General features: G+C 61.5%; 25 protein-coding genes. 13 read left to right on the top strand and 12 right to left on the bottom strand.

The features are described 5' to 3' along the window. The coding region (locus ACPYOI_RS24565; RefSeq protein ID WP_481423470.1) for an aldo/keto reductase at positions 1-644 on the top strand (644 nt) is incomplete at its 5' end. Between the two features lie 55 nt (positions 645-699). Here ACPYOI_RS24565 and copM read toward each other — a convergent pair. The 5 genes from copM to ACPYOI_RS24540 form a co-directional block, all read right to left on the bottom strand. Then, on the bottom strand, positions 700-1,074 hold the full coding sequence (copM, locus tag ACPYOI_RS24560; RefSeq protein ID WP_481415700.1) for a CopM family metallochaperone: 375 nt from the start codon (positions 1,072-1,074) through the stop codon (positions 700-702). A 76-nt stretch (positions 1,075-1,150) separates the two neighbouring features. After that, entirely contained in the window at positions 1,151-1,429 is a 279-nt protein-coding gene (locus tag ACPYOI_RS24555) for a hypothetical protein (RefSeq protein ID WP_481415701.1), read from the bottom strand. Positions 1,430-1,562: 133 nt separating this feature from the next. Beyond that, on the bottom strand, positions 1,563-1,874 hold the full coding sequence (locus tag ACPYOI_RS24550) for a BrnA antitoxin family protein (RefSeq protein WP_481415702.1): 312 nt from the start codon (positions 1,872-1,874) through the stop codon (positions 1,563-1,565). Then, positions 1,855-2,118, bottom strand: coding sequence for a BrnT family toxin (locus tag ACPYOI_RS24545; RefSeq protein ID WP_481415703.1), 264 nt, complete (start codon positions 2,116-2,118; stop codon positions 1,855-1,857). Before ACPYOI_RS24545 ends, ACPYOI_RS24550 begins: the two co-directional genes overlap by 20 nt. 66 nt (positions 2,119-2,184) lie before the next feature. Next, complete coding sequence (locus tag ACPYOI_RS24540; protein ID WP_481415704.1) at positions 2,185-2,943, bottom strand: hypothetical protein; 759 nt, start codon at positions 2,941-2,943, stop codon at positions 2,185-2,187. Positions 2,944-3,080: 137 nt separating this feature from the next. Here ACPYOI_RS24540 and hisS point away from each other — a divergent pair, with 137 nt between their 5' ends. Genes hisS through hisG form a run of 3 tightly spaced genes read left to right on the top strand, consistent with a single transcriptional unit; the run spans position 3,081 to position 6,527 of the window. Continuing rightward, a complete protein-coding gene (hisS, locus tag ACPYOI_RS24535; RefSeq protein WP_481415705.1) occupies positions 3,081-4,712 on the top strand; it encodes a histidine--tRNA ligase in 1,632 nt (543 codons plus the stop codon). Position 4,713: 1 nt separating this feature from the next. Further along, complete coding sequence (locus tag ACPYOI_RS24530) at positions 4,714-5,835, top strand: ATP phosphoribosyltransferase regulatory subunit (RefSeq protein ID WP_481415706.1); 1,122 nt, start codon at positions 4,714-4,716, stop codon at positions 5,833-5,835. After that, entirely contained in the window at positions 5,832-6,527 is a 696-nt protein-coding gene (gene hisG / locus ACPYOI_RS24525; protein WP_481415707.1) for an ATP phosphoribosyltransferase, read from the top strand. Before ACPYOI_RS24530 ends, hisG begins: the two co-directional genes overlap by 4 nt. 74 nt (positions 6,528-6,601) lie before the next feature. Here the strand turns inward: hisG and ACPYOI_RS24520 are convergent, their stop codons facing one another. After that, positions 6,602-7,027 (bottom strand): DoxX family protein, encoded by a 426-nt coding sequence (locus ACPYOI_RS24520; RefSeq protein WP_168828524.1) that lies wholly within the window; start codon positions 7,025-7,027, stop codon positions 6,602-6,604. A 218-nt stretch (positions 7,028-7,245) separates the two neighbouring features. Between ACPYOI_RS24520 and ACPYOI_RS24515 the strand changes: the two genes are divergently transcribed. Beyond that, positions 7,246-7,956, top strand: coding sequence for a glutathione binding-like protein (locus ACPYOI_RS24515; protein WP_481415708.1), 711 nt, complete (start codon positions 7,246-7,248; stop codon positions 7,954-7,956). Between the two features lie 52 nt (positions 7,957-8,008). Here the strand turns inward: ACPYOI_RS24515 and ACPYOI_RS24510 are convergent, their stop codons facing one another. From ACPYOI_RS24510 to groES, 3 genes are all read right to left on the bottom strand, one after another. Beyond that, positions 8,009-8,455: a hypothetical protein gene (locus ACPYOI_RS24510; RefSeq protein ID WP_481415709.1), complete on the bottom strand. Its 447-nt coding sequence runs from the start codon at positions 8,453-8,455 to the stop codon at positions 8,009-8,011. A gap of 639 nt (positions 8,456-9,094) precedes the next feature. Then, a complete protein-coding gene (groL, locus tag ACPYOI_RS24505) occupies positions 9,095-10,741 on the bottom strand; it encodes a chaperonin GroEL (RefSeq protein ID WP_481415710.1) in 1,647 nt (548 codons plus the stop codon). A 55-nt stretch (positions 10,742-10,796) separates the two neighbouring features. Continuing rightward, positions 10,797-11,093 (bottom strand): co-chaperone GroES, encoded by a 297-nt coding sequence (groES, locus tag ACPYOI_RS24500; RefSeq protein WP_004675403.1) that lies wholly within the window; start codon positions 11,091-11,093, stop codon positions 10,797-10,799. Between the two features lie 315 nt (positions 11,094-11,408). Here groES and ACPYOI_RS24495 point away from each other — a divergent pair, with 315 nt between their 5' ends. Next, positions 11,409-12,257, top strand: coding sequence for a TIGR01459 family HAD-type hydrolase (locus tag ACPYOI_RS24495; RefSeq protein WP_481415711.1), 849 nt, complete (start codon positions 11,409-11,411; stop codon positions 12,255-12,257). A 13-nt stretch (positions 12,258-12,270) separates the two neighbouring features. After that, positions 12,271-13,254, top strand: coding sequence for a bifunctional riboflavin kinase/FAD synthetase (locus ACPYOI_RS24490; protein WP_481415712.1), 984 nt, complete (start codon positions 12,271-12,273; stop codon positions 13,252-13,254). Positions 13,255-13,266: 12 nt separating this feature from the next. Here the strand turns inward: ACPYOI_RS24490 and ACPYOI_RS24485 are convergent, their stop codons facing one another. Further along, positions 13,267-14,478, bottom strand: coding sequence for an MFS transporter (locus ACPYOI_RS24485; RefSeq protein ID WP_481415713.1), 1,212 nt, complete (start codon positions 14,476-14,478; stop codon positions 13,267-13,269). Positions 14,479-14,853: 375 nt separating this feature from the next. On the opposite strand from ACPYOI_RS24485, the gene ileS reads away from it, so the two are divergent. Both ileS and ACPYOI_RS24475 read left to right on the top strand, forming a co-directional pair. Next, positions 14,854-17,754, top strand: a complete 2,901-nt coding sequence (gene ileS, locus ACPYOI_RS24480; RefSeq protein WP_481415714.1) for an isoleucine--tRNA ligase — start codon at positions 14,854-14,856, stop codon at positions 17,752-17,754. A gap of 136 nt (positions 17,755-17,890) precedes the next feature. After that, on the top strand, positions 17,891-18,517 hold the full coding sequence (locus tag ACPYOI_RS24475; protein ID WP_481415715.1) for a hypothetical protein: 627 nt from the start codon (positions 17,891-17,893) through the stop codon (positions 18,515-18,517). A gap of 20 nt (positions 18,518-18,537) precedes the next feature. Here the strand turns inward: ACPYOI_RS24475 and ACPYOI_RS24470 are convergent, their stop codons facing one another. Continuing rightward, positions 18,538-18,972, bottom strand: a complete 435-nt coding sequence (locus ACPYOI_RS24470; protein ID WP_168828533.1) for a nucleoside deaminase — start codon at positions 18,970-18,972, stop codon at positions 18,538-18,540. A 91-nt stretch (positions 18,973-19,063) separates the two neighbouring features. Here ACPYOI_RS24470 and ACPYOI_RS24465 point away from each other — a divergent pair, with 91 nt between their 5' ends. Genes ACPYOI_RS24465 through ACPYOI_RS24455 form a run of 3 tightly spaced genes read left to right on the top strand, consistent with a single transcriptional unit; the run spans position 19,064 to position 22,379 of the window. Then, entirely contained in the window at positions 19,064-20,932 is a 1,869-nt protein-coding gene (locus ACPYOI_RS24465) for a pseudouridine synthase (RefSeq protein WP_481415716.1), read from the top strand. Continuing rightward, positions 20,913-21,473, top strand: a complete 561-nt coding sequence (gene rsmD, locus ACPYOI_RS24460; protein ID WP_168828535.1) for a 16S rRNA (guanine(966)-N(2))-methyltransferase RsmD — start codon at positions 20,913-20,915, stop codon at positions 21,471-21,473. The genes ACPYOI_RS24465 and rsmD overlap by 20 nt, the downstream gene beginning before the upstream one ends. A gap of 24 nt (positions 21,474-21,497) precedes the next feature. Beyond that, positions 21,498-22,379, top strand: a complete 882-nt coding sequence (locus tag ACPYOI_RS24455; protein WP_481415717.1) for a patatin-like phospholipase family protein — start codon at positions 21,498-21,500, stop codon at positions 22,377-22,379. A 9-nt stretch (positions 22,380-22,388) separates the two neighbouring features. Here ACPYOI_RS24455 and ACPYOI_RS24450 read toward each other — a convergent pair whose 3' ends face one another. Further along, positions 22,389-24,197 carry a monovalent cation:proton antiporter-2 (CPA2) family protein gene (locus ACPYOI_RS24450; RefSeq protein WP_481415718.1) on the bottom strand — a complete coding sequence of 603 codons (1,809 nt, stop codon included), beginning with the start codon at positions 24,195-24,197 and terminating at the stop codon, positions 22,389-22,391. Between the two features lie 119 nt (positions 24,198-24,316). Here ACPYOI_RS24450 and ACPYOI_RS24445 point away from each other — a divergent pair, with 119 nt between their 5' ends. Beyond that, the gene (locus tag ACPYOI_RS24445; RefSeq protein ID WP_481415719.1) at positions 24,317-25,663 is read left to right on the top strand and encodes a TldD/PmbA family protein; all 1,347 of its coding nucleotides are present in this window, start codon (positions 24,317-24,319) and stop codon (positions 25,661-25,663) included. The last annotated feature ends 15 nt before the right edge of the window (positions 25,664-25,678 follow it).

Raw genomic sequence — 25,678 nt, 5'->3', positions numbered from 1 at the left:
ATACGGTGACGCCGATCGACGAGACGCTGCGCGCTCTCGACGATCTCGTCTCCCGCGGTCTCGTGCGCTATATCGGCGTCTCGAACTGGCAGGCCTGGCGGATCGCCAAGGCGCTCGGCATCTCCGAACGCCGCGGCTTTGCCCGCTTCGAAACCGTCCAGGCCTACTACTCCATCGCCGGCCGTGATCTCGAACGCGATATCGTGCCGCTGATGAATGAGGAGAAGCTCGGCCTGATGGTCTGGTCGCCGCTTGCCGGCGGCCTGCTCTCCGGCAAATACGGTCCGGGCGCGCCCGGCAACGGCGAAGGCCGCCGCGCCAGCTTCGATTTTCCGCCGGTGGACAAGGACAAGGCCTGGGCCTGCGTTGCCGTTATGCGTGAGATTGCCGAAAAGCACGGCAGCAGCGTCGCAACGGTCGCACTCGCCTATGTTCTCGCCAAGCCGTTCGTCACCAGCGTCATCATTGGCGCGAAGCGCATCGATCAGCTCGATCAGAACCTTGCCGCCGTCCAGCTGAAGCTCGATGCCGGCGATCTGCAGAAACTCGACGAGGTCAGCGCGCTGGCGCCGGAATATCCGGGCTGGATGCTTGCCCGCCAGGGCGCCGCCCGCCGCCCGGAACCTTTCGAGCCGAAGGCCTGAACTGAAAACGGAAACGCCGGTGCGTCAGGCACCGGCGTTTCCTTGCTTGACGGCTTTACTTCGCGTGGGCTTTCAACCAGGTGTTCATTTCGGCGATTTCCGCTTCCTGGGCCTTGATGACCGCTTCGGCGAGTTTGCGGATTTCCGGATCCTTGCCGTATTGCAACTCGATCTTCGCCATGTCGATCGCACCCTGATGGTGCGGGATCATGCTGCGGACGAAATCGACGTCGGTGTTGCCGGTCAACTCGACCATCATATCCTTGTGCATCTTGGCGTTCGCTTTGGCGAAAGCATGGCTTGAAGGGCTGTGGTCGCCCATCGGCTTCATCATATCCATTGGCTTACTCATGTCCATCTGCATGTCCTCGGCAAATGCCGGGACGGCAAACGCGAAAGCTGCGGTGAAAGCGAGAATTTTCAAAGACATGGGATTTCCTTCCTCTGTCTGACAATAGGTTCACAGGCGCGGCGGATGCCGCACGATCGGTATGGAAGAAACTGCGTCAGACGAGCCGGGGAGGCGGCGGTTGCGGGGCAATGCGATGATCGGCGAGCGCTTGCCCGGCGCCGGGCGAAGGATAAGCGAATATATGCTTCGCATTTGTGTCGACCATAAGCGCTGGCGGCACGACTACGCAGACCGTGCAGAAGGCCATATGCGCAGTGTCGCCGGTTACACAGGGATTTTTGGGCAAGTCCGTCTTAGTATGCGCCGACATGTCCATGCCCGCCATGTCGTGATGCATCTCGGCCATGACGGGCTGCTGCATCGACGCGCACATGGGGCAACCCGCCAGTGCGGACATCGCGCTGTAAAACAGCCAGCCGAAAAGCATCGTTGTGATGGCAAAGAAGCGCATGGGCGGAGGGTAGGCGAATGGCCATCAAAAACCAAGGCCGCTCATAAGAATGCTTTCAAAGCTTCGCTGCTTTTCGCAACGCCTCGTTGATCCGTCCCTGCCAGCCTTTTCCGGTCGCCTTGAAGGCGTCGATCACGTCTGGATCGAGCCGCAGCGAAATCTGCCTCTTCGGTTTTTCGACAGCAGGTCTGCCCCGCGCCCGGCGGATGCTTTCAGCAAGCTCCGGGAAGACTTCGGCAAAGGGCCGCGCGTTCTTGAAGTCTTCCTCGGTCCATTCGGGATTGTCGCTGACCGCGTCCCAATCTTCCTTGCTGTATCCGCGGCCTTCTTTGAATTCGGATTGCAACTCAGTTTTCTTTGCTGTCATTCAGTAGCCGCCTTTCCGTTGCCTTGGCCGGGCGCATTGAAATCACTGATAAAGCCTCTTCGCCCAGTCTTGCGAAGATCACCACGATGGTGCCGTCCGTAAATCTGCCGATCGCCATGATGCGGCCTCCGCGAGCGGGTTGAAGAACGGCGGACAGGAAAAACATCAGGTCGAGATCGGCAAAATCCAATCCGTGCTTATCGAGATTTGCGAGGCGCTTCGGCTCATCCCAAACGATCTTCACCGCAATGATATCCGATATTAAAAGTGATACAATAAATCCTGGATTGCAGCCAGCATAATATGCATCTCAATAAGCGGCAATCACCTGGTGGATGATCTGGTAATCGCGGCTCTCCTCACCAAGTGGCGCGACGGGCCATGTCCACGATGTCTTGTCAGCCGGCGGCGCGACGTCGTGCAGCAAATCGGCGGTCTCATGCGTCTTTCCGTTCCGGTCGATCACCGCGTAGGAAGTGTCAGTGACGAGACAGGTAGCGCAGGGCTGGATCTGAAGGCCCTCGATGTGCGCGGCAATCAGGCGCTGCACGGTATCCCGGGGCATCGCCCCGTCCTGCTCGGCCTCGAAGCGCCGCTTGACGCCGCGGCCGATCTGGGAAAGCAGGTTGGCGGAAATGACGAGATCGAGATAGGGCACACCGCGAAGGAAGCCGAGCGGCTCCGCCGAACCCGTTTCCCGCAACGCATCGTAGCCGGAAAGGTCGCGCTCGATGAGGCGAACGTTCCGGTATCCCTTTGCCTTCAGCCGGAAGCGGACGGAGGCGAGGTGCACAAGATCGACGAGGACGACCGTGTCGAAGGATTTGGAAAGCGCTTCGATCGGCACGTCGCGCAGGAGTCCTGATCCCAAGACGACCACCGTCCGCTTCTGCCGAAGGCCGGAGGCCGCCGCAAGCATGGCCGACTGGCTCTTCTCTTCATGCTCCGCCCACTGCCTGCTGCAGCGCCTGCCGCGGGACCAGAGATTGACCGAATAGCGGACGAACTTACGGTGCGGCTTGGCCGTGACGGGCAGGGTTGCGAGATAGAGCAAGGCTTCGACGATCATGGCTGGTTCCGCAATTTGGGCTGTGCTTGTTCGATCTTTGATTCTGCGGTTCACTTCAAGGCCCCTTCGCCCTTGCCGCTACCGGCCCAATCCGCTAGGAAATCGCCACTGTCACGATTGAGCGGAATGCGTTGGAAATGAACGACAAGCAGAAGAAACCACAAAAGCTCAAGGCTCGCCTGCCGCGCGGCTTCGTCGACCGTTCGGCGGCGGATATCCGCGCCGTCAACGAGATGACCGCGAAGATTCGCGAAGTCTATGAGCATTATGGTTTCGATCCGGTCGAAACGCCGCTCCTCGAATATACCGATGCGCTTGGCAAGTTCCTGCCCGACAGCGACCGCCCGAACGAAGGCGTCTTCTCGCTGCAGGACGACGACGACCAGTGGATGAGCCTGCGCTACGACCTGACGGCGCCGCTCGCCCGCCATGTCGCGGAAAACTTCAACGAGATCCAGCTTCCCTACCGTACCTATCGCGCCGGCTATGTGTTCCGGAACGAAAAGCCCGGTCCGGGCCGCTTCCGCCAGTTCATGCAGTTCGACGCCGATACCGTCGGTGCGCCGGGCGTCCAGGCCGATGCGGAAATGTGCATGATGATGGCCGATACGCTGGAAGCCCTCGGCATCAAGCGCGGCGATTACGTTATCCGGGTGAATAACCGAAAGGTTCTGGACGGCGTGCTGGAGGCGATCGGCCTTGGCGGTGACGAGAATGCATTGCGGCGGCTCAACGTGCTGCGTGCGATTGATAAGTTTGACAAGTTTGGCGCTGATGGGGTCAGACTTTTGCTCGGTCCGGGACGTAAAGACGAATCCGGCGATTTCACCAAGGGGGCAGGTCTTGAGCAGCCTCACATCGAGTTCCTAGTCGGATTGCTAGAAGTTCAAGCTCGAATCGGAATTGCGGCCGAAGGACGACGCATATCTGATGCTGAGTTCGCTGAGCGGCACGGTCGCAATCCAAGCCGCTGGTTCGATTGCATTGACGTCGAATATCCGCCTGAATGGCTTGATGCACAGGCCCGTCAGATCGGTGCAAATGAAGAGAATAATGCAGTTCTCTTTGATGGGCTCGGGGAACTCAAGGTAATCGCATCACTTTTGAGGGCAGCAGGCTATGACGATGGTCGTGTCATCATCGACCCTTCCGTCGTGCGCGGTCTCGAATATTACACTGGCCCGGTCTACGAGGCCGAACTTACCTTCGACGTGACCAACGAGAAGGGCGAAAAGGTCGTCTTCGGATCTGTCGGTGGCGGTGGGCGGTATGATGGCCTTGTGTCCCGCTTCATGGGCCAGCCGGTCCCGGCGACCGGCTTCTCCATCGGCGTTTCGCGGCTGATGACGGCGCTGAAGAACCTCGGCAAGCTCGGCCAGCAGGACGTCATCGAGCCGGTGCTCGTCACCGTCATGGACGGCGATGTGGACGCCATGGGCCGCTATCAGCGCATGACGCAGGAGCTGCGTGCCGCCGGCATCCGCGCCGAGATGTTCCAGGGCAACTGGAAGAAATTCGGCAACCAGCTGAAATATGCCGACCGCCGCGGCTGCCCGATCGCGATCATTCAGGGCGGCGACGAGCGCGCTGAGGGCGTCGTGCAGATCAAGGATCTGATCGAGGGCAAGCGCCTTTCCGGCGAGATCGAGGACAATGCGAGCTGGCGCGAGGCCCGCGTCGCACAGGAGACCGTTGCCGAGACCGATCTCGTCGCCAAGGTGAAGGAAATTCTGGCGGCGCAGGCGGAAGATCGCGCGAGGGCGGGCTGACATGCCCCTGATCAACCTCCCCGATTTCGCCGACGACCTTCTGGACGAATTCGCCGCCCGAAAGACGGCGCGGATCGACACGCCGGTAATCCAGCCGGCCGAGCCTTTTCTCGACATCGCCGGCGAAGACCTCCGCCGCCGCATCTTCATGACGGAAAGCGAGACCGGCGCGAGCCTGTGCCTGCGCCCGGAATTCACCATTCCCGTCTGCATTCGCCACATCGAAACGGCCACCGGCACGCCCAAGCGCTATTCCTATCTCGGCGAGGTTTTCCGCCAGCGCCGTGAGGGCGGCAACGAATTCTACCAGGCTGGCATTGAAGATCTCGGCGACATCAATATCGCCAGCGCTGACGCCCGCGCCATCGGCGATGCGACCGCCATCCTGACGCGGCTTCTCCCCGGCAAGCGCTTCTCGGTAACGCTTGGCGATCAGGCGGTCTTCGAAGCCGTCGTTCAGGCGCTCGGCCTGCCGCTCGGCTGGCAGAAGCGGTTGATCCACGCCTTCGGCAACATGACGCAGCTTGAGGCGCTGCTTGCGAGCCTCGTCAGCCCGCAGTTCGTGACCGGCCTCGACGACGATATCGCCCGGCTGATCGCGACCGGAGATGAGGCGGCGCTCATCGCCCACATCGACACGACGATGCAGGCGACCGGCTATTCCTCGAATGCAAGCCGCTCGCCGGCCGAGATCGCACGCCGCCTGAAGGAGAAGCTGATCCTGTCGGAAACGCGCCTCGACGACGCGGCCTTCCGCGTGCTCGAGGAGTTCCTGTCCCTCAGGGTGCCGCTCATAAACGCGTCTGCCGCGCTCGCCGGCTTTGCCGATGCCGCCGGTTTGAGGCTCGGTAACGCCCTTTCGCGTTTCGATGGCCGGGTGGCGGCCCTTGGGAACTCCGGCATCGATCTGTCGTCCATCGACTATCGCGCCGCCTTCGGGCGCCCGCTCGATTACTATACCGGCCTTGTCTTCGAGGTCGGTATCGAAGGCTCTTCCGCCGTTCTGGTGGGCGGCGGGCGCTTCGACAGGCTTTTGACGCTGCTCGGCGCCAAGGATCGCATTCCGGCCGTTGGCTTCTCGCTCTGGCTCGATCGCATCGAAACGGAAAGGGCGGCGGCATGACGATCACCATCGCACTGCCCTCCAAGGGCCGCATGAAGGACGACGCTTCGGCGATCTTCGAACGCGCCGGCATGAAGATTAGTGCCGTCGGCAACGACCGCTCCTATCGCGGCCGCGTCGAGGGATGGGACGACGTCGATGTCGCCTTCCTGTCGGCCTCGGAAATCTCCCGTGAACTCGGCAACGGCTCGATCGATTTCGGTGTGACGGGCGAGGATCTCGTACGCGAAGGATTGGCTGAAGCAGACAAGCGCGTGGAATTCTGCGCCCGCCTCGGTTTCGGGCAGGCTGACGTGGTGGTCGCCGTTCCGGAAATATGGCTCGACGTCGATACGATGGCCGATCTCGGAGACGTCGCCGCCGACTTCCGCGCCCGCCACGGCCGCCGCTTGACCATCGCGACCAAATACTGGCGGCTGACGCAGCAGTTCTTCTCCAGCCAGCACGGCATTCAGCTCTATCGTATCGTCGAAAGCCTTGGCGCGACGGAAGGCGCTCCCGCGTCCGGCTCGGCCGACATTATCGTCGATATCACCTCGACAGGCTCCACCTTGAAGGCGAACCACCTGCGAGTGCTGAACGACGGCGTGATCCTGCGCTCGCAAGCCTGCCTCATGCGCGCCCGCAAGGACAATCACGCTGACGAGCAGTCGCTGGCAAGGATCATCGAAGCGGTGCGAAGCGCCCTCTGATTTCAGCATAGGACCAAACGAAGAAACCCGCCGTCTTTCGACGGCGGGTTTCTTATGCTTGGGAGGTTGTTCGCTTATGCGCGGACGGCAGATGCGCCGCGGCGGGCATCGATCGAGTAGGCGCCTGCGCCGACCGTGGCGAGCAGGATGTAACCGCCGGCCAGCGTGAAGTTCTTCATGACCATGATCTGGTTGAGGATATTCACCAGCTCGGTGCCGCTGGCATAGGGCAGGTGGAAGAAGATGGCAGTGAAGATAGAGAAGGCCGCAAGCAACCAGCCGACGATGCGGACCTGGAAGCCGACGAGAACGGCAAGGCCGGTCAGCAGTTCGAAGAGACCTGCGAGATAGGTCAGCGCCGTTGCGGCAGGAAAGCCTGCGCCTGCGATCATGCCGGCAGTGCCTGCCGGATCGGTGACCTTGCCGAAGCCAGCAAGGATAAACATGAAGGACAGGAGGATGCGGGCGACAAGAATAAGGCCGTTGCTGGTATTCGACATGGACGTGATCTCCGTTTGGATTGCTCTGGAGGTCCCTGTGCCCCCGGCACTTTCTGAACCTCGTTGCCCCTTCTACTCGCTCATTTTGACGTAGCTGAAAAGATAAACAGAAGCGGACGGTTTGTTCAATATTTTGAAACGACCGCTCACGCAGCGTGGCTTGTGTTCGCGGTAGCTGCTCTTCTATGGTCTGCTTCCCATCCCCCAAGGAGATTCCAATGGCAGACCTTTCAAGCTTCCCGATCACCAAGCGCTGGCCGGCAAAGAACCCCGACGTCATCCAGCTTTATTCGTTGCAAACGCCGAATGGCGTGAAGGTGTCGGTCGCGCTGGAAGAGCTCGGCCTACCATACGAGCCGCATTATATTTCCTTCGCTACGAACGAGCAGAAGTCTCCCGAATTCATCTCGCTCAATCCGAACGGCCGTATCCCCGCGATTATCGATCCGAACGGCCCTGACGGCAAGCCGATTGGCCTCTTCGAATCCGGCGCGATCCTTCTCTATCTCGCGGAAAAGACCGGCAAGCTCATACCGGCGGATGCCGTAGGGCGCTACGAGACCATTCAGTGGGTATTCTTCCAGATGGCCGGGATCGGCCCGATGCTCGGCCAATTCGGCCACTTCTACAAATTCGCGGCCGAGAAGGTCGCCAACAATTCCTATCCGGTGGAGCGCTATCGGGACGAAGCCAAGCGGCTGCTCAGCGTGCTAGAGGCACGTCTGCAGGGACGTCAATGGATCATGGGCGACACCTACACGATCGCGGACATCACAACATTCCCATGGATCCGTGGCGCCGATATCTTCTACGGCGGCAGGGAGGTCCTGGACTACGCAAAGTTCCCCTCCGTCATGGCGTGGCTCGAGCGCTGCATTGCTCGCCCGGCAAGCGAAAAGGGCCTGAACATTCCCGTCAAGCCGGAGTAATCGGCGCAAACAAAAGAGGCCGGTCTCAGGACCGGCCTTTTTAAGCTTCTGCCTATTGCCGGGTGGCGATCTGATGTCCTTGTTCCAGCTTGAACCGCGGGAAGAGGAAGACGCCTGCCATGCTGCCGCTGAACTGCGCCTCGAGTCCGCTCGATGCACCCATGCAGAAAACCGGCTGCCGCAAACCGTTCGGCATCAGGATTGTCGTGGAGAAGCAGAAGGATGACGAAAGCGTCGCAGCTTGCTCGAATAGGGTGAGGATATGGGCGCGATCTTTCGGATCATAGCAGCGCAACAGGCTCAGAAGACCGCATTCCTGTGTTGAAAGGCCATGCAGCATACTGCTCCACTCGCCGAGACGGATAATGCCCGTCGAAAAGTCGCCGGTCCAGGCCTCGGAGACGGAGAACTGCGCAAGCATCTCCTGATCGTGATGCGGCAGATCCAGTGAGTCATGCATGCGGGGGGCGGTAGCGGTTGCTTTGGCGATCTTAAACAAGGGCTTTCCCGGGTCGGACGCAGTTCTATCCGCGCTCTCGTGCAGTCTGACGAAACATCCTCATGCTGCGCCGTCCTTCATGTCCGGGCGTTCAAAGCGCGGCTTGCCGGCAGCGCTCTACTACAATGCTTTACTCGAAATCTTGGCTTGGAAGGCACCTGGCCGACTTTGCCGGAATTGCTTTTGCTGGCGGGGGAAAAAGTATTCTTATGCGTTCAAAATTGCAGCGCGGATTTATATGCAGTTTTGTGCGCTCGGCAAATGTTTTTTCCGTGATGTACTGAAGGCCGGCTGATGCATTGACGGCGCTTTCCGCACCAAAAACTGTTAAAATCCGGTAGAATTTTGCGGTCCGGATCACGTGTAAACGGTTCCACCTTTTAAAAATTCTTACTTCTAGGCTGAAATACGACTTTCGCTACAAGTATAAGTAACGCATAAAATAAACAAGAAAAGCAAGTTTCGCGAAAGCCTCGATCTCGGCTAGTACCTTCGCCCCTCTCGCTTAAACGTTTCACCATCGGAAATACATCGGCTTTGTCAGATGGTCGAATCGCTCGCCGGCAAACAAAAAGGGCGGCCCGAGGACCGCCCTTCCTGAACTGAACCGGATGGCTCAGATGTGCAGGCTTTCGCCTATCACATCATGTCCATGCCGCCCATGCCGCCCATGCCGCCCGGCATGCCGCCAGCAGCGCCGCCGTCCTTCTTAGGAGCTTCGGCAATCATGGCTTCGGTGGTGATCAGCAGCGAAGCAACCGAAGCTGCGTTCTGCAGAGCGGTGCGAACAACCTTGACCGGGTCGACGATGCCGAGAGCGATCAGATCGCCGTATTCGCCGGTCTGAGCGTTGTAGCCGTAGTTGTCTTCGTTCTTGTCGAGGATCTTGCCGACAACGATCGAGGCTTCGTCACCAGCGTTTTCAGCGATCTGGCGAACCAGCGACTGAAGTGCCTTGCGAACGATGTTGATGCCGGCTTCCTGGTCCTGGTTCTCACCCTTTGCGGTGATCTTCGTGGACGAACGAAGCAGGGCAACGCCGCCGCCCGGTACGATGCCTTCCTGAACGGCAGCGCGCGTCGCGTTGAGAGCGTCGTCGATGCGGTCCTTCTTTTCCTTGACTTCGACTTCCGTCGAGCCGCCGACGCGGATCACGGCAACGCCGCCAGCGAGCTTGGCAAGACGTTCCTGCAGCTTCTCGCGGTCGTAGTCGGAAGTGGTTTCTTCGATCTGAGCCTTGATCTGACCAACGCGGCCTTCGATGTCGGACTTTGCGCCGGCACCGTCAACGATCGTGGTGTTTTCCTTGGAGATCGAAACCTTCTTGGAACGGCCGAGCATGTCGAGCGTAACGTTTTCGAGCTTGATGCCGAGGTCTTCGGAGATGACAGTGCCGCCCGTCAGGATGGCGATGTCTTCCAGCATGGCCTTGCGGCGATCGCCGAAGCCCGGAGCCTTGACGGCAGCGATCTTGAGACCACCACGCAGCTTGTTGACGACGAGCGTAGCAAGAGCTTCGCCTTCGACATCTTCAGCGATGATGAGGAGCGGCTTGCCGGTCTGAACGACGGCTTCGAGAACCGGGAGCATAGCCTGGAGGTTCGAAAGCTTCTTTTCGTGCAGGAGGATGAAGGCGTCTTCGAGGTCGGCGATCATCTTTTCCGGGTTGGTCACGAAGTAGGGCGACAGGTAGCCGCGGTCGAACTGCATGCCTTCGACGACTTCGAGTTCGGTTTCAGCGGTCTTGGCTTCTTCGACGGTGATGACACCTTCGTTGCCGACCTTCTGCATGGCTTCAGCAATATCGAGACCGATCTGCTTTTCGCCGTTTGCGGAGATCGTGCCGACCTGTGCGACTTCTTCCGAAGTGTTGATCTTCTTGGCCTTGGCCTGGAGATCCTTGACGACTTCAGCAACAGCGAGGTCGATGCCGCGCTTCAGATCCATCGGGTTCATGCCGGCTGCTACGGCCTTGCCGCCTTCGCGAACGATGGCCTGGGCGAGAACGGTAGCAGTCGTGGTGCCGTCACCGGCGATGTCGTTGGTCTTCGAAGCAACTTCGCGGACCATCTGGGCGCCCATGTTTTCGAACTTGTCTTCAAGTTCGATTTCCTTGGCGACCGATACGCCGTCCTTGGTGATGCGCGGAGCGCCGAAGGACTTGTCGATGATGACGTTACGACCCTTCGGGCCGAGCGTTACCTTCACTGCGTCAGCGAGAACGTCGACGCCGCGCAGCATCTTTTCGCGCGCGGTGCGGCCGAACTTGATTTCTTTAGCTGCCATTTTGAGAACTCCTGAAAAGGGTGTCAGCGATATTCTGGACGGGATAACCGGCTGATCAGCCGATGATGCCCATGATGTCGGCTTCCTTCATAATCAGAAGGTCTTCGCCGTTGATCTTGACTTCGGTGCCCGACCACTTGCCGAACAGAACGCGATCGCCAGCCTTGACGTCGAGAGCGACGACCTTGCCGGACTCGTCACGAGCGCCGGAACCGACGGCGACGATTTCGCCTTCCTGCGGCTTTTCCTTGGCGGTGTCCGGGATGATAATGCCACCCTTGGTCTTTTCTTCGGACTCAACGCGGCGAACAACGACGCGATCGTGAAGGGGGCGGAAATTGGTGCTTGCCATTGTCTAATCCCTCGATCAAATGACATTCGCGGACCGGGAAGGCCCACATCGATGAGTGTTAGCACTCTCCAGTGAGGAGTGCTAGCGGCGAGCATTTAGGGATGGCTCCAGAAGGAGTCAAGAAGACCCATCACGGATTTTTGCGCCGGAATTGTGAAGAGCGCGAGAAATGTCCCAGACGATTGCGGAATCTATGCCGCAGCCCGGCCGGTGGAGGCCGCTTCAGGTTTTTGCTAAAGGATCGGCCGAAAATCCTTGCCATCGCGGCATGCCTTTGCGATGTCACGCCTGACTGAAAAGCAATCGGGAAATCGAATGGCCAAGCGGATTGAGAGTTTTGCGGAGATCACCAGCCAGTATGACGCCGTGTTCTGCGACGTCTGGGGTGTGCTGCACAATGGGATCGACCCTTTCCCGAAGGCTGCGGCGGCTCTCGAAGCGGCGCGCGCCGAGGGGCTCACCGTCGTGCTCATCACCAATTCGCCGCGGCTCGCGCCGCAGGTGGTCGACCAGCTGCGCCAGATCGGCATACAGGACGGCGCCTATGATCGGATCGTCACCTCTGGCGACGTCACGCGCGGCCTGATTGCCGAAGGCCCGAAGAAGGTCTTCCTGCTCGGTCCTGAACGCGACCGTGCAATCGTCGAGGGCCTCGGCGTCGAGCGCGTCGATGCCAAGGAGGCTGAATCGCTCGTCTGCACCGGCTTCTTCGACGACGAGACGGAAAAGCCGGAAGACTATACGGAGATGCTGAAGGATTTTCAGGCACGCAACGTGCCGATGATCTGCGCCAATCCGGACCTCGTTGTCGAGCGCGGACACCGCATCATCCCGTGCGCCGGTGCGATGGCCGCTTACTACCACCAACTCGGCGGCGAAACGCGCATCGCCGGCAAGCCGCACACGCCGATCTATGACGCCGTGCTTGCGGCTGCGCGCGAGGCCCACGGCGATTTCCCGAAGAGCCGTATTCTCGCGATCGGCGACGGTATGCCGACGGATGTGCGCGGGGCTCTCGATTACGGCCTCGATCTTCTGTATATCAGCGGCGGCATTCATGCCAAGGAATACACGCTGAACGGGGAGCCCGACGAGGCGATCCTGCACGCCTTCCTCGAGCGCGAGAGGGCAACGCCGAAGTGGTGGATGCCGCGCCTCGCTTAAGAAGAGCCCGCCGATGACCGTCTTCCACCGCAACGAAACCCGCGAACCCTTGCCCGCCCGCTTGAAAGGCGGGGTGATTGCCATTGGCAATTTCGACGGCGTGCATCGCGGCCATCAATCGGTGCTGAATCGCGCGCTGGAAATCTCGAAAGAGCGGGGCATCCCCGCGCTCGTGCTGACGTTCGAACCCCATCCGCGAACGGTCTTCAAGCCACAAACGCCGGTTTTTCGCCTTACGCCAGCCCCTTTGAAGGCACGTATCCTCGAGGCGATCGGCTTCAATGCCGTCATCGAATACCCCTTCGATCGTGAGTTTTCGCAGCGCTCGCCTGACGAGTTCGTTCACGGCATCCTCCGGGATTGGCTCGGCGCGTCCGAAGTCGTCACCGGTTTCAATTTCCATTTCGGCAAGAACCGCGAGGGCGGCCCGGCCTTCCTGATGGATGCCGGCCACAAATACGGCTTCGGCGTCACCCTGATCGACGCCTTCCGCGACGAGAATGCCGAGGTTGTCTCCTCGAGCCGCATCCGCGAGCTGCTGAAGGAAGGCGACGTCAGTGAGGCGGCCGCTCAGCTCGGCTATCACTACACGGTCGAGGCCGAGGTGATTGGCGGGGAAAAGCTCGGCCGGCAGCTCGGCTTTCCGACGGCCAACATGCAGCTTCCGCCAGAGGCCGAACTTGCAGCCGGCATCTACGCCGTTCGCTTCCGCCTGGACGACGGCACGCTCTACGATGCCGTCGCCAGCTATGGCCGACGACCGACGGTGACCGAAAACGGCGCGACGCTGCTCGAGACCTATCTTTTCGATTTCAGCGGCGATCTTTATGGCCGGACCTGTTCCGTCTCCCTCTTCGGCTATCTGCGGCCCGAGTTGAAGTTCGATGGCCTGGAAGCCCTCATCGAGCAGATGAAGCGCGACGAGCAGGAGGCGAGGGCGCTGCTTGCGGGCGTCAAGCCGCTCGGCGAGCTCGACCGGAAACTCTGCTTCAGCTAGCACCGTCCACGGTCACGACGTTCCCAACGCAGCCTGGGCATTCTCGCCGCGGAACGGCGGGAATGCCAAGGCAATCCCCGCGGCCCCAAGCCCGACCAGCGCCGAGCCGATGAACAGCCAGGAATAGTTGCCGTAGGTGTCCAAGATCCAGCCGCCGGCCAACGGTCCGAAGGCCATGCCGATGCTGGAAAGCATCGTCGCGGCGCCGAACACCGTGCCGATGACGCGCGGGCCGAAATATTCGCGCGCAAGGATGGCATAGAGCGGCATCACGCCGCCATAGGCGCTGCCGAAGATGACGGCGAGCGCATAGAACTGGCCGAGTTCGCTGACGGCGAGATAGGTGGCGAGCGCCGCCGCCTGCACCAGCAGCCCGGCGACGAGCACCGGTTTCACCCCGAGCCTGTCGGCGAGGCTGCCATAAAGAAGCCGTCCGCCAAGGCCCGCAAGTCCTTCCACGCTATAGATGCTGACGGCCGCCATCGGCGCCACGCCGCAAATGGTGGCGTAGCTTACCATATGGAAAATCGGGCCGGAATGCGCCGCGCAGCAGGCGAAGAAGGTGCCGCCGAGAACGATGAACTGCGGCGAGCGGAAGATCTTGCCAAGCGCTGGCCGTTCGCCGTCCGCCAGCATGGACGCCCCGGCTTCGCCGGCTGTTACGGGTGCGCGGCGGACGAGGAGCGCTGCAGGTATCAGAAGCATCCATGCGCCGACGCCGATGATCAGCATCGCAGTACGCCAGTCATAGGCCGAGATCAGCGCACGGGCGAGCGGCGAGATCGTCATGGGTGCGACGCCCATTCCGGCCGAGACGAGCGAAACAGCGAGCCCGCGGTTCTCGTCGAACCATGCGGTCGTCGCCGCGATCATCGGCGCGAAGAAGGCGCTGGCGGAAAGTCCGACGACGATGCCATAGGTCAGCTGGAACTGGATGAGCGATCCGGCGCGGCTGGCAAGAACGAGCGCAAGCCCGAGCAGCGCTGCGCCGATCAGCACGACGATGCGGGGGCCGAAGCGATCGCTGATCGCTCCCCACATGAAGCCGCCAATGCCCATGACGACGAAATTGAGTGTCATGGCGCTGGCGATACCGGTGTGCGACCAGCCGGTTTCGGTGGCGATCGGTACCTGGAAAATGGCAAGAGAGAACATCGCGCCGAGCGCAACGCACGTCATCAGGGCGCCCGCGGCGACGATGACCCAACGGTAGGAACTGCTCATATCCACCTCACTCCTCAGGGATACGTTTGATCAGGGCGCCTGGTGTCCTCCATACGCCCGCAACCTAAAGACGTTCGAGCTGCGGTCATTTCGACAGTGTCACGAAATTATTCTGCCGGGCAGGCAATTTAACCTCGGCTCGTGATTGCCTGCCGAGTGCAAAATCCTCTTCCTTTTCCCGGCAAAAGCGCCTATGAACCGGCGCGATGAACAAAGTCCGGCTGCCGAGCGCGATGCGAATTATCGGCCCGGCCTTCCGCGCGCGCTAAGCGACCGGAAGGTCCGGGTTTTTGGCGCTTGGGTGAACGAGCGCTTCCGTCACCAGACATTTAGAAGCCGTTGCGCCTAAAAGGCGCTCAGAAACGATTGCTGAACATGACCGATACAGCCGAAAAGATCGACTACTCGAAGACCCTCTATCTGCCCGAGACTGACTTCCCGATGCGCGCCGGCCTGCCGCAGAAGGAGCCGGAAACCGTTGCCCGCTGGCAGGAGATGGGCCTTTACAAGAAACTGCGCGCCTCCGCCGCCGGCCGGGAGAAGTTCGTCCTCCACGACGGCCCGCCCTATGCCAACGGCAACATCCACATCGGCCACGCGCTGAACAAGATCCTCAAGGACGTCATCAACCGCTCGTTCCAGATGCGTGGCCGTGATGCCAACTACGTCCCCGGCTGGGACTGCCACGGTCTTCCGATCGAATGGAAGATCGAGGAGAAGTACCGCGAGAAGGGCAAGAACAAGGACGAGGTTCCGGTCAACGAATTCCGTCAGGAGTGCCGCGAATTCGCCGCCGGCTGGATCAAGATCCAGTCCGAGGAGTTCAAGCGCCTCGGCATCGAGGGCGACTTCGACAATCCCTACACGACGATGAATTTCCATGCCGAGGCCCGCATTGCCGGCGAGCTCCTCAAGATCGCGACGAGCGGTCAGCTCTACCGGGGCTCCAAGCCGATCATGTGGTCGGTGGTCGAGCGCACCGCGCTTGCGGAAGCCGAAGTCGAATATGCCGATGTCGAAAGCGATATGATCTGGGTGAAGTTTCCGGTCGTGGAAGGCCCGGAATCTCTTGCAGGCGCCTTTGTGGTCATCTGGACGACGACGCCATGGACGATCCCGGGCAACCGCGCGATCGCCTATTCCTCGCGCTATGGCTACGGCCTCTACGAGGTTGCATCGGCGGAGAATGATTTCGGTCCGCAACCCGGCGAGAAGTTGATCTTTGCCAAGCGTCTGGCAGAGGAATCTGCCGCGAAGGCGAAGGTGACGTTTAAACATGTTCGCGACGTGGAAGCGGCGGAACTTGCCGCCATCACCTGCGCCCATCCGCTGCACGGCCTCGGCGGCGGCTACCATTTCCAGGTGCCGCTGCTCGATGGCGATCATGTGACCGATGATGCCGGCACCGGTTTCGTCCATACAGCGCCTAGCCATGGCCGCGAAGACTTCGACGCCTGGATGGACAACGCCCGGGCGCTCGAAGCGCGCGGCATCTCCTCGACGATCCCGTTCCCTGTGGATGACGCAGGATTCTTTACCCTTGACGCTCCCGGCTTCGGTCCGGACGCCGAGGGTGGGGCGGCACGCGTCATCGATGACAAGGGCAAGAAGGGTGACGCCAATGAACGGGTCATCAAGGCGCTGATCGCCCGCCATGCGCTGTTTGCGCGCGGTCGCCTGAAGCATTCCTATCCGCACTCCTGGCGGTCGAAGAAGCCGGTCATCTTCCGCAACACGCCGCAGTGGTTCGTCTATATGGACAAGGAACTCGGCGACGGCACCACGCTGCGCTCGCGCGCGCTGAGCGCCATCGACGCAACCCGCTTCGTGCCCGGCGCCGGCCAGAACCGCCTGCGCGCGATGATCGAACAGCGTCCGGATTGGGTCCTGTCGCGCCAGCGTGCCTGGGGCGTGCCGATCTGCCTCTTCGTCGATGAGGAGGGCGGCATCCTGCAGGACGAGGCGGTGAACGCCCGCATCCTCGAAGCCTTCGAGAAGGAAGGCGCCGATGCCTGGTTCGCCGAAGGCGCTCGCGAGCGCTTCCTTGGCGCGAAGGCCAACGAGCCCTGGACGCAGGTCATGGATATCCTCGACGTCTGGTTCGATTCTGGCTCCACGCACACCTTCACGCTCGAGGATCGCCCGGACCTCAAGTGGCCGGCCGACGTCTATCTCGAAGGCTCGGATCAGCATCGTGGCTGGTTCCATTCCTCGCTTCTGGAAAGCTGCGCCACCCGCGGCCGCGCGCCCTACGACGCCGTTGTCACCCATGGGTTCACCATGGATGAGAAGGGCGAGAAGATGTCGAAGTCCAAGGGCAACACCGTCACCCCGCAGGAAGTCATGAAAGACGCCGGCGCCGACATCCTGCGGCTCTGGGTCATGACCACCGACTACTGGGAAGACCAGCGTCTCGGCAAGGCGATCATCCAGACGAACATCGACGCCTATCGCAAGCTGCGCAACACGATCCGCTGGATGCTCGGCACACTGGCGCACGACAAGGGCGAGGTCATCGCGCTTGGCGATCTGCCGGAGCTTGAGCAGCTCATGCTCCATCGTCTGGTAGAACTCGATCAGCTTGTGCGCGAAGCCTACGACGCCTTCGAGTTCAAGAAGATCGCCCGCGCGCTCATCGACTTTGCCAATGTCGAGCTCTCGGCCTTCTATTTCGACGTCCGCAAGGATGCGCTTTACTGTGATGCGCCGTCCAGCCTGCGCCGCCGTGCAAGCCTGCATGTCATCCGCACGATCTTCGATTGCATGGTGACGTGGCTTGCGCCGATGCTGCCCTTCACCACGGAGGAGGCTTGGCTTTCGCGCGATCCTTCCGCCGTGTCGGTTCATCTCGAACAATTCCCGGCAATCCCGGCCGAATGGAAGAACGAGGCGCTCGCCGAGAAGTGGAAGAAGGTCCGCGCCATCCGCTCGGTCGTCACCGGCGCTCTCGAAATCGAGCGCAAGGACAAGCGCATCGGCTCGTCGCTGGAGGCGGCCCCGGTCGTGCACGTCACGGACGGTGCGCTCCGCGCCGCGCTCGACGGGCTGGATTTCGCGGAAATCTGCATCACCTCGGATATCGCTGTTGTCGGCGGCGAAGGTCCGGCGGAGGCTTTCCGTCTGCCGGAAGTTCCCGGTGTCAGCGTCGAGCCGAAACTTGCCGAAGGCACCAAATGCGCCCGCTCCTGGCGCATCACCAAGGATGTCGGGTCCGATCCGAACCATCCGGATGTATCGGCACGCGACGCCGCTGCACTTCGCGAGCTCGGATTGTAAAGCAGAGGAAAACTACCGGATGAATTGCTATTTTGCAGTTCATCCGGTAGAAGCTGCCTGAAAATGGCCGGAATTTTACGTCAGGGGGACATTCCGGTAGGGCGATGATTGCACCGGCATGGCTGGAAAGGTTTTCATGTTAGCGACGCGTTGGTTCCATGTAGGCGCTTGCCTGACAGTTGTTGTGGCGGCGAGCTCGATGACTTCGGGCTGCACGAGCCCGACCTATGGCACCGGCACGACCGCAATGGCACAGCTCGGCGACGATCTCGGTCAGGCAGTGTCTATTGCGCCTCGCGAGCCCAAGAACAAGGGCGTAAAGTACACGCCGCGCCCGACGCTGGTCATGCCGGCACAGGCTTCCGGGGAAACGCTTGTCGAGCCGCAGCAGTCGATCGCCACTGCGGGCAATCCGCAGTGGGTCGAGTCGCCGGAAGAAACCCGTGCACGCCTCGTCAAGGAGGCGGATGACAATAGCGATAAATCCACCTACGTCTCGCCGCTTGCCAAGAATGGCGTCGAAGGCGGCCGCCCGACGACGGAAGCCCAGACCAAGGCCTATCGCGAAGCCCGTGCCCTGCAGAAGGGTGCTTATATCGATCAGCGCCGCTTCATCTCCGATCCGCCGACGGAATATCGTCAGGTCGACGACCCGGCCAAGCTTGAGGATCTCGGCGAACCCGAGACGAAGAAGGATAAGCAGCGCAAGAAGGATGCCGCTGTTGCCGGTACCGGCAAGAAATGGTGGAACTTCCTTCAGTAGCAGCCGCCTGCGGGGCGGGATCAGATATCTCGCTTTTCCTGAAAGAATTTCTTGAGAAGATCAGCCGATCGAACTTCGTTCAAACCGGAATAGACCTCCGGGGCGTGGTGGCATGTGGGCTGCGCGTAGAACCTCACGCCGTTATCGACCGCGCCGCCCTTCGGGTCTTCCGCGCCGTAGTACAGCCTGCGGATACGCGCGAAGGAAATGGCGGCGGCGCACATCGTGCAGGGTTCCAGCGACACATAGAGATCGGCGCCGGTCAGGCGCTCCTGTCCCAGCGCCTCGCAGGCCATACGAATGGCCGCAACCTCAGCATGGGCGGTCACGTCGTTGAGCTCTCGCGTCCGGTTGCCGGAGCGTCCGATCACCCTATCTTCTAAGACCACAACGGCGCCGATGGGCACTTCGCCGCGCTCGCCCGCTGCCAGCGCCTCCTCGAGTGCCATTTCCATAAACTGATTTGTCTTCACGATCCGGCAATTTCCTACTTAACCGCAGGGGCGCGACCTGATAGACAGGCCCCAAAAGGCAGGCAAACAACAAATGACATTCAAAGACAAGCCAAAACGGCCGGGTGGCAAGCCCCCCGCGCGCGATGCGCGGCCGAAAAATGAAGGCAAGCCGGCAAGGAGCGCTGCGCCGACGGCTGCAGCCACCGAGGCCGAAGGCGAGGCCAAGGCGGAACGCATCTCCAAGGTCATGGCGCGCGCAGGCGTTGCCTCGCGCCGCGACATTGAGCGCATGATCATGGAAGGCCGCGTCACGCTGAACGGCAAGATTCTCGATACGCCGGTCGTCAACGTCACGCTTGCCGACAAGATCGAGGTCGATGGCGTTCCGATCCGCGGCATCGAGCGCACCCGCCTGTGGCTCTATCACAAGCCTGCCGGCCTGGTGACCACTAACTCCGACCCGGAAGGCCGCGCGACCGTTTTCGACAAGCTTCCGGAAGAGCTGCCCCGTGTCATGTCGATCGGCCGCCTCGATATCAATACGGAAGGTTTGCTTCTGCTTACCAATGACGGCGGGCTTGCGCGCGCCCTCGAGCTGCCGACCACCGGGTGGCTGCGCCGCTACCGGGTGCGCGCCCACGGCGAGATCGATCAGGAAGCGCTCGACAAGTTGAAGGACGGCATCGCCGTCGACGGCGTGCTCTACGGCTCGATCGAGGCGACGCTCGACCGCACACAGGGTTCCAACGTCTGGATCACCATGGGTCTTCGCGAAGGCAAGAACCGCGAAATCAAGAACGTGCTCGGTGCGCTCGGCCTCGATGTGAACCGTCTCATCCGTATTTCCTACGGCCCGTTCCAGCTCGGCGATCTGCCGGAGGGCCACGTGATCGAAGTGCGCGGCCGCACGCTGCGCGATCAGCTTGGTCCGCGGCTGATCGAGGATGCCAAGGCGAATTTCGATGCCCCGATCTACAACGCGCCTGCCGTAGCCGCCGAGGAAGAAGCTGAAGCCAAGCCGGAACGGCGCGAACGTCCTCGCAAGCCGGAAGACAAGCGCGAGCGTGCGCTGAGCCGCCTCGATACGAAGCGCGACGATCGTCGGGAGGACAGGCACGAAGGTGGCCGCAGGGATGACGACCGGCCGAAGCGCCCGGCGCTCGGCAGCCGTCGCAGCGCCAATGTCTGGATGGCGCCCGGCGCCCGTCCGCTTGGCGAAAAGGCCGCGGCGAAGGCCGCCAAGAATGCCAAGACCGCCCGCAAGCGCGGCGAATTCGACGATCAGCCGAAGAGCTTTGCCCGCGGCGAGGATCGCCCGCGCCCGCAGATCAACCGTGCCCGCGACGATGAAGGCGAGTGGATCCGTTCCAGCGAAGTCCCGGCTAAGGGCAAGGATGACGGCGAAGGTTTCGGCCACAAGCGCTCGTTCGGCGACCGGCCGGCCCGCGAGGGCCGCGGCTTTGGTGACCGCCCCGCTCGTGGAGACCGCCGTGGAGATCGGCCTTTCGGCGACAAGCCTCGTGGCGACCGCAGACCGCGTGCAGAGGGTGATGAGCGCCCACGTTCGTTTGGTGATCGTCCCGCTCGCGGAGACCGCCCGGCTGGCGACCGTCCTCCGCGCGGCGATCGCCCCTTCGGCGACAGGCCTCGCGGTGATCGCAGGCCGCGCGAAGAGGGTGACGAGCGTCCCCGTTCCTTCGGCGATCGTCCGCGTGCTGCACGCAGCGCTCCCGGAGAGGGCCGCTCGGAACGTCCGCGTGGCGAACGGCCATTCGGCGACAAGCCTGCGGGCGGTAAGCCCCGCGGCAAGAGCTTCGGCGGTAAGCCGGGCGGATCGAAGAATTTCTCCGGCAAGCCCAAGGGCGATCGGCCGGGTGGTGGCGGCAGGCCTTCGGGCGGGCCGTCGCGTGGTGGACCGAAAGGAAAGGGAATGACGCGCGGTGCGGATCGTCGGCGGTGAGTTTCGCGGACGGCCGCTCGCCGTACCGAAATCGAACGACATCCGGCCGACTGCCGACCGGACGCGTGAGAGCCTGTTCAATATCCTGAACCATGCCTATCCGGAATGTCTTGACGGCACCCGGATCCTCGACCTGTTTGCCGGGACTGGCGCCGTCGGCCTCGAAGCCGTGTCGCGCGGTTGCCGCCATGCGCTCTTCGTCGAAAACAGCGTCGAGGGCAGGGGGCTTCTCTGGGAGAATATCGACGCCCTGAGCCTCCATGGCCGCACGCGCATCCTGCGGCGTGATGCCACGGACCTCGGCTCCGTCGGCAATCTCGAGCCATTCAACATGCTTTTCGCCGATCCGCCCTATGGCAAGGGATTGGGCGAAAAGGCGATGGCTGCCGCAGCCAAGGGCGGCTGGCTCGTGCCGGGTGCTATCGCCGTTCTGGAAGAGCGTTCGGATGTTGCCGTTTCCGCCGACCCTGCCTATCTCTTTCTGGAAGATCGCGTCTTCGGCGATACAAAGGTGCATTTTTTCCGCTACCAACCACAGTAGCGGCGGATCATCCGGAGTGGGATTGTGCAGCAGGCGGTTATTGAGAGTAATGACATGCCTGTCCCAAGCGCGACGCCCACTGTGGCCGTAGCCTTCGGGGGCGGCGGCGCACGCGGTCTTGCCCATATCCACGTCATTGACGCCCTCGACGAACTCGGAATCCGCCCGGTTGCGATTTCCGGTGCATCGATCGGCGCGATCATGGGCACCGGCATGGCCGCCGGCATGACGGGTGATGCGATCCGAGAGCACGCGCTGATGACCGTCGGCAACAAGACTGCCGTCGTCAGCCGCATCTGGGGTCTCCGGCCGCAGACGGTCCGGGACGCCGTTGCCAAAGGCATCCGCATCGGTCAGTTCAATCTTGAGCGTATCCTCAAAGCTTTCCTGCCTGCCGACCTGCCGGACCGTTTCGAGGATCTGCCTATTCCGATGAACGTCATCACGACCGATTATTACGGGCAGAACGAGGTCGTCATCAACGAGGGGGCGCTGTTCCCGGCGCTTGCGGCATCGTCTTCCATCCCCGCTGTCTTCATGCCCGTGCGCCTTGATGGCCGGGTGATGATCGACGGCGGCATCAGCAATCCGGTGCCTTACGAATGCCTGATGGATATCGCCGACATCGTCATCGGCGTCGATGTCGTCGGCGCTCCGGAAGGCGATGGCACGCATATTCCGAACCGCATGGAAAGCATCTTCGGATCCGGCCAGTTGATGATGCAGACCGCGATCAGCCTCAAATTGAAGCTCCAGCCGCCGCATATCTTCCTGCGCCCTTCCGTCGGCCGCACCGGCGTCATGGATTTCCTGAAGGCGCGCGAGGTGCTGGCGATGTCGGCAGGCGTGAAGGACGAATTGAAGCGTGCGCTCGAACAGGAATTCGACGCTCGCATCAGAGCCTAGTTCGCCGCCCTAAGCATCGGCGGTCGCTTCTGCGGTTCCAGCCAACGGATCGTCGTCGAGTTCCAGCGCCCGCTTGGGCTTCACCAGCGGTTCCGGCCGTACCGGCCGGAAGAAGAGCATGTCACGGCCGGCTTGCAGGCCTTCGGTGACCTGCAGCACCAGCCGCTCCTCGTCGCGCCGGCGGATATCCTCGCCGATTTCATAGGCGTCCTCCATGCTCACTCCGAGCGCCTCCAGCGTGCGGCGGCCGAACAGCAGGCCGGACTCCAGCGTTTCGCGCAGTTCGTAATCGACATTGAGGTTTCTGAGCGCAATCGAATGGATGCGGTCGTAGGAGCGCACGAAGAGCTTGGCATGCGGATATTCGGCTTGCACCAGTTCCACCACCTTATCGGTGATCTCTCGCTTTTGTGTGCAGACGATAACGATCTTGGCTCTGTCGATTCCGGCAGAGCGCAGCACGTCCTTGCGCGTGCCGTCGCCGAAATAGATGCGGAAGCCGAACGACGAGGCCTGGCGGATGCGGTCCGGGGAAAAGTCGATCACCGTCACGTCCCGCCCGCCGGCCAGCAGGATCTGTGCAGCGATCTGACCGAAACGCGAGAAGCCGACCATCAGCACATCGGCTCCTGCTCCCTCGAAGTCCTCGTCGAGTTCTTCCTGTTCGTCCCCCTTCAGCATGCGCTTCGAAAGTGCGGCGCCGAGTGGTGTCAGTGCCATTGAGAGCGTCACGATGGCAACGAGAAGCGATGCGGTGCTCGAGGGCATCAGTCCGACCGCACCCGCAGAGGTGAACAGCACGAACCCGAACTCGCCTCCCTGCGGCAACAGGAAGGCAATGCGGATGGCATCGTCGTGCGAAGACCCGGTCACCCGGCAGAGGCCATAGATGATCACCGCCTTGACGGCCATGAAGATCGGCACCGCGGCGATGATGAAGATTGCATTGTCGATCAGCACGTTCAGTTGAAGCGACAGTCCGACCGCCATGAAGAAAATGGCGAGCAGCACGCCGCGGAAGGGTTCGATGTCCGCTTCAAGCTCGTGCCGGTAGGAGGATTCGGCGAGCATGACGCCGGAGAGAAACGCACCCATCGCCATGGAAAGCCCGGCGAACTGCATCAGGCTGGCTGATCCCATAACGACGAAGAGGGCGGCCACGATCATCGCCTCGCGTGCGCCGGTCCTTGCGATCACCTGAAAGAGCGGTGTCAGCAGATAGCGGCCCATAATGATCATCGCGCCGACGGCGCCGACGGAGATGGCAAAGTCCAGCAACGGGGTATTGCTGCCGTTTCCACCGTCGAGAACGGTGATCAGCGCTAGCAGCGGTACGATCGCCAGGTCCTGAAGAAGCAGCATCGAGAAGGAGCGCTGTCCGTACCTCGTGTTCACCTCGCCCCGCTCGTCGAGAATCTGTATGGCAAAGGCGGTGGAGGAAAGCGCAAGCCCGAAACCCGCGATGATACTTCCCCGCCAGTCGAGCACGCCGGAAAGATAGGCAAGCGCCATCAAAGCTAGTCCGGTCAGCACGACCTGCGCGGTGCCGAGCCCGAAGATGTCACGGCGCATCTGCCAAAGTCGCGACGGTTTCAGCTCAAGGCCGATGATGAAGAGCAGGAAGACCACGCCCAGTTCGGCAACGCCCAGAACCTGCTCGCTATCGGCGATGCCGTGAAGGATCGGGCCGATCACCACCCCTGCGGCAAGATAGCCGAGCACGGTTCCAAGCCCGAGCTTCTTAAAAATCGGAGCTGCGACGACCGCTCCGCCGAGCAGCAGGATCGTTTCGGAAAAGAGGGCATTGGGAGCGGACATGCTGTGAAGTTCTTTCAATGATAGGGTGGGCTGCAAGCTGCGCGAAAAAGAATCGGCAGCGGCGGCCTTGATGCTTCCGGAAGTGCACAATAAATGGAAGCCCAAGGAAAGGCCAAATCATGTCCTCAGAAATAGCTTCCTCGACACTTCTTTCCCGCGCAAGCCAGTTGATCGATCTCGCCAGGAAGGCCGGCGCCGATGCCGCCGATGCGGTTGTCGTGCGTTCTCGCTCGCAGTCCGTCAGCGTCCGCCTGGGCAAGGTCGAAGGCACGGAATCGTCTGAGAGCGACGATTTTTCGCTGCGGGTGTTCGTCAGCAAGAAGGTTGCCAGCGTTTCCGCCAATCCCGGCTTCGATCTACAGGCGCTCGCCGAACGCGCCGTCGCAATGGCGAAGGTTTCGCCCGAAGATCCGTTCGCCTGCCTTGCGGACGAGGACAGGCTTGCGAAGTCCTATCCCGACCTCGAGCTTTTCGACCAGACGGAGGTTTCCTCCGACATGTTGCGCGAGGCCGCCCTTGCGACGGAGGCCGCGGCGCTTGAGGTCAAGGGCGTCACCAATTCCTCCGGCGGCGGGGCTTCGGCCGGTTATGGAGGCCTGGTTCTCGTCACGTCGCACGGCTTCGAGGGAAGCTACATGGGCTCGCGCTTCGGCCGTTCGGTCAGCGTCATTGCCGGCGAAGGCACCGGCATGGAGCGCGACTACGACTACGACAGCCGCCTCTATTATGCCGAACTCGACGAGGCTGCCGAAATCGGCCGCCGTGCCGGCGAGCGTGCGGTCAAGCGTGTCAATCCGCGCCAGGTCGATACCGGCAAGGACGTCACGGTCGTCTTCGATCCGCGCATCGCCCGGGGCTTTGTCGGCCATATCGCCGGCGCGATCAATGGGGCGGCGGTCGCGCGCAAGTCCAGCTTCCTGCGCGACAAGATGGGCCAGCAGGTCTTGAAATCCGGCCTTTCGATTACGGACGACCCCTTGATCGTTCGCGGCCCGTCGTCGCGTCCCTTTGATGGCGAGGGCATTTCCGGCGAGAGGCTGGTCATGATCGAGGATGGTGTGCTGAAGCACTGGTTTCTCTCCACCGCGACAGGGCGCGAAATCGGCATGCAAACCAACGGGCGCGGGGTGCGCAGCGGCAATTCGGTAACACCCACCTCCACGAACCTCGCCCTTGAGCCTGGCGACATTTCGCCGGAAGATCTGATCCGGAGCGTCGGCAACGGCTTTTATGTGACCGAGCTTATCGGCCAGGGCGTCAACATGATCACCGGCGAATACAGCCGCGGCGCCACCGGCTTCTGGATCGAAAACGGCGAACTGACATTCCCGGTGTCCGAAGTGACGATCGCTTCGAACCTCATGGACATGTTCATGCGCATAACGCCCGCCAACGACATTGACCGCAAATACGGTGTTGCGGCCCCGACTCTCGCGATCGAGGGAATGACGCTCGCCGGGCGCTAGAATGGATTGATGCAA

Source organism: Rhizobium sp. SVR5-2C, assembly GCF_056755115.1.
This window is presented reverse-complemented; position numbering and strand designations above follow the sequence as displayed.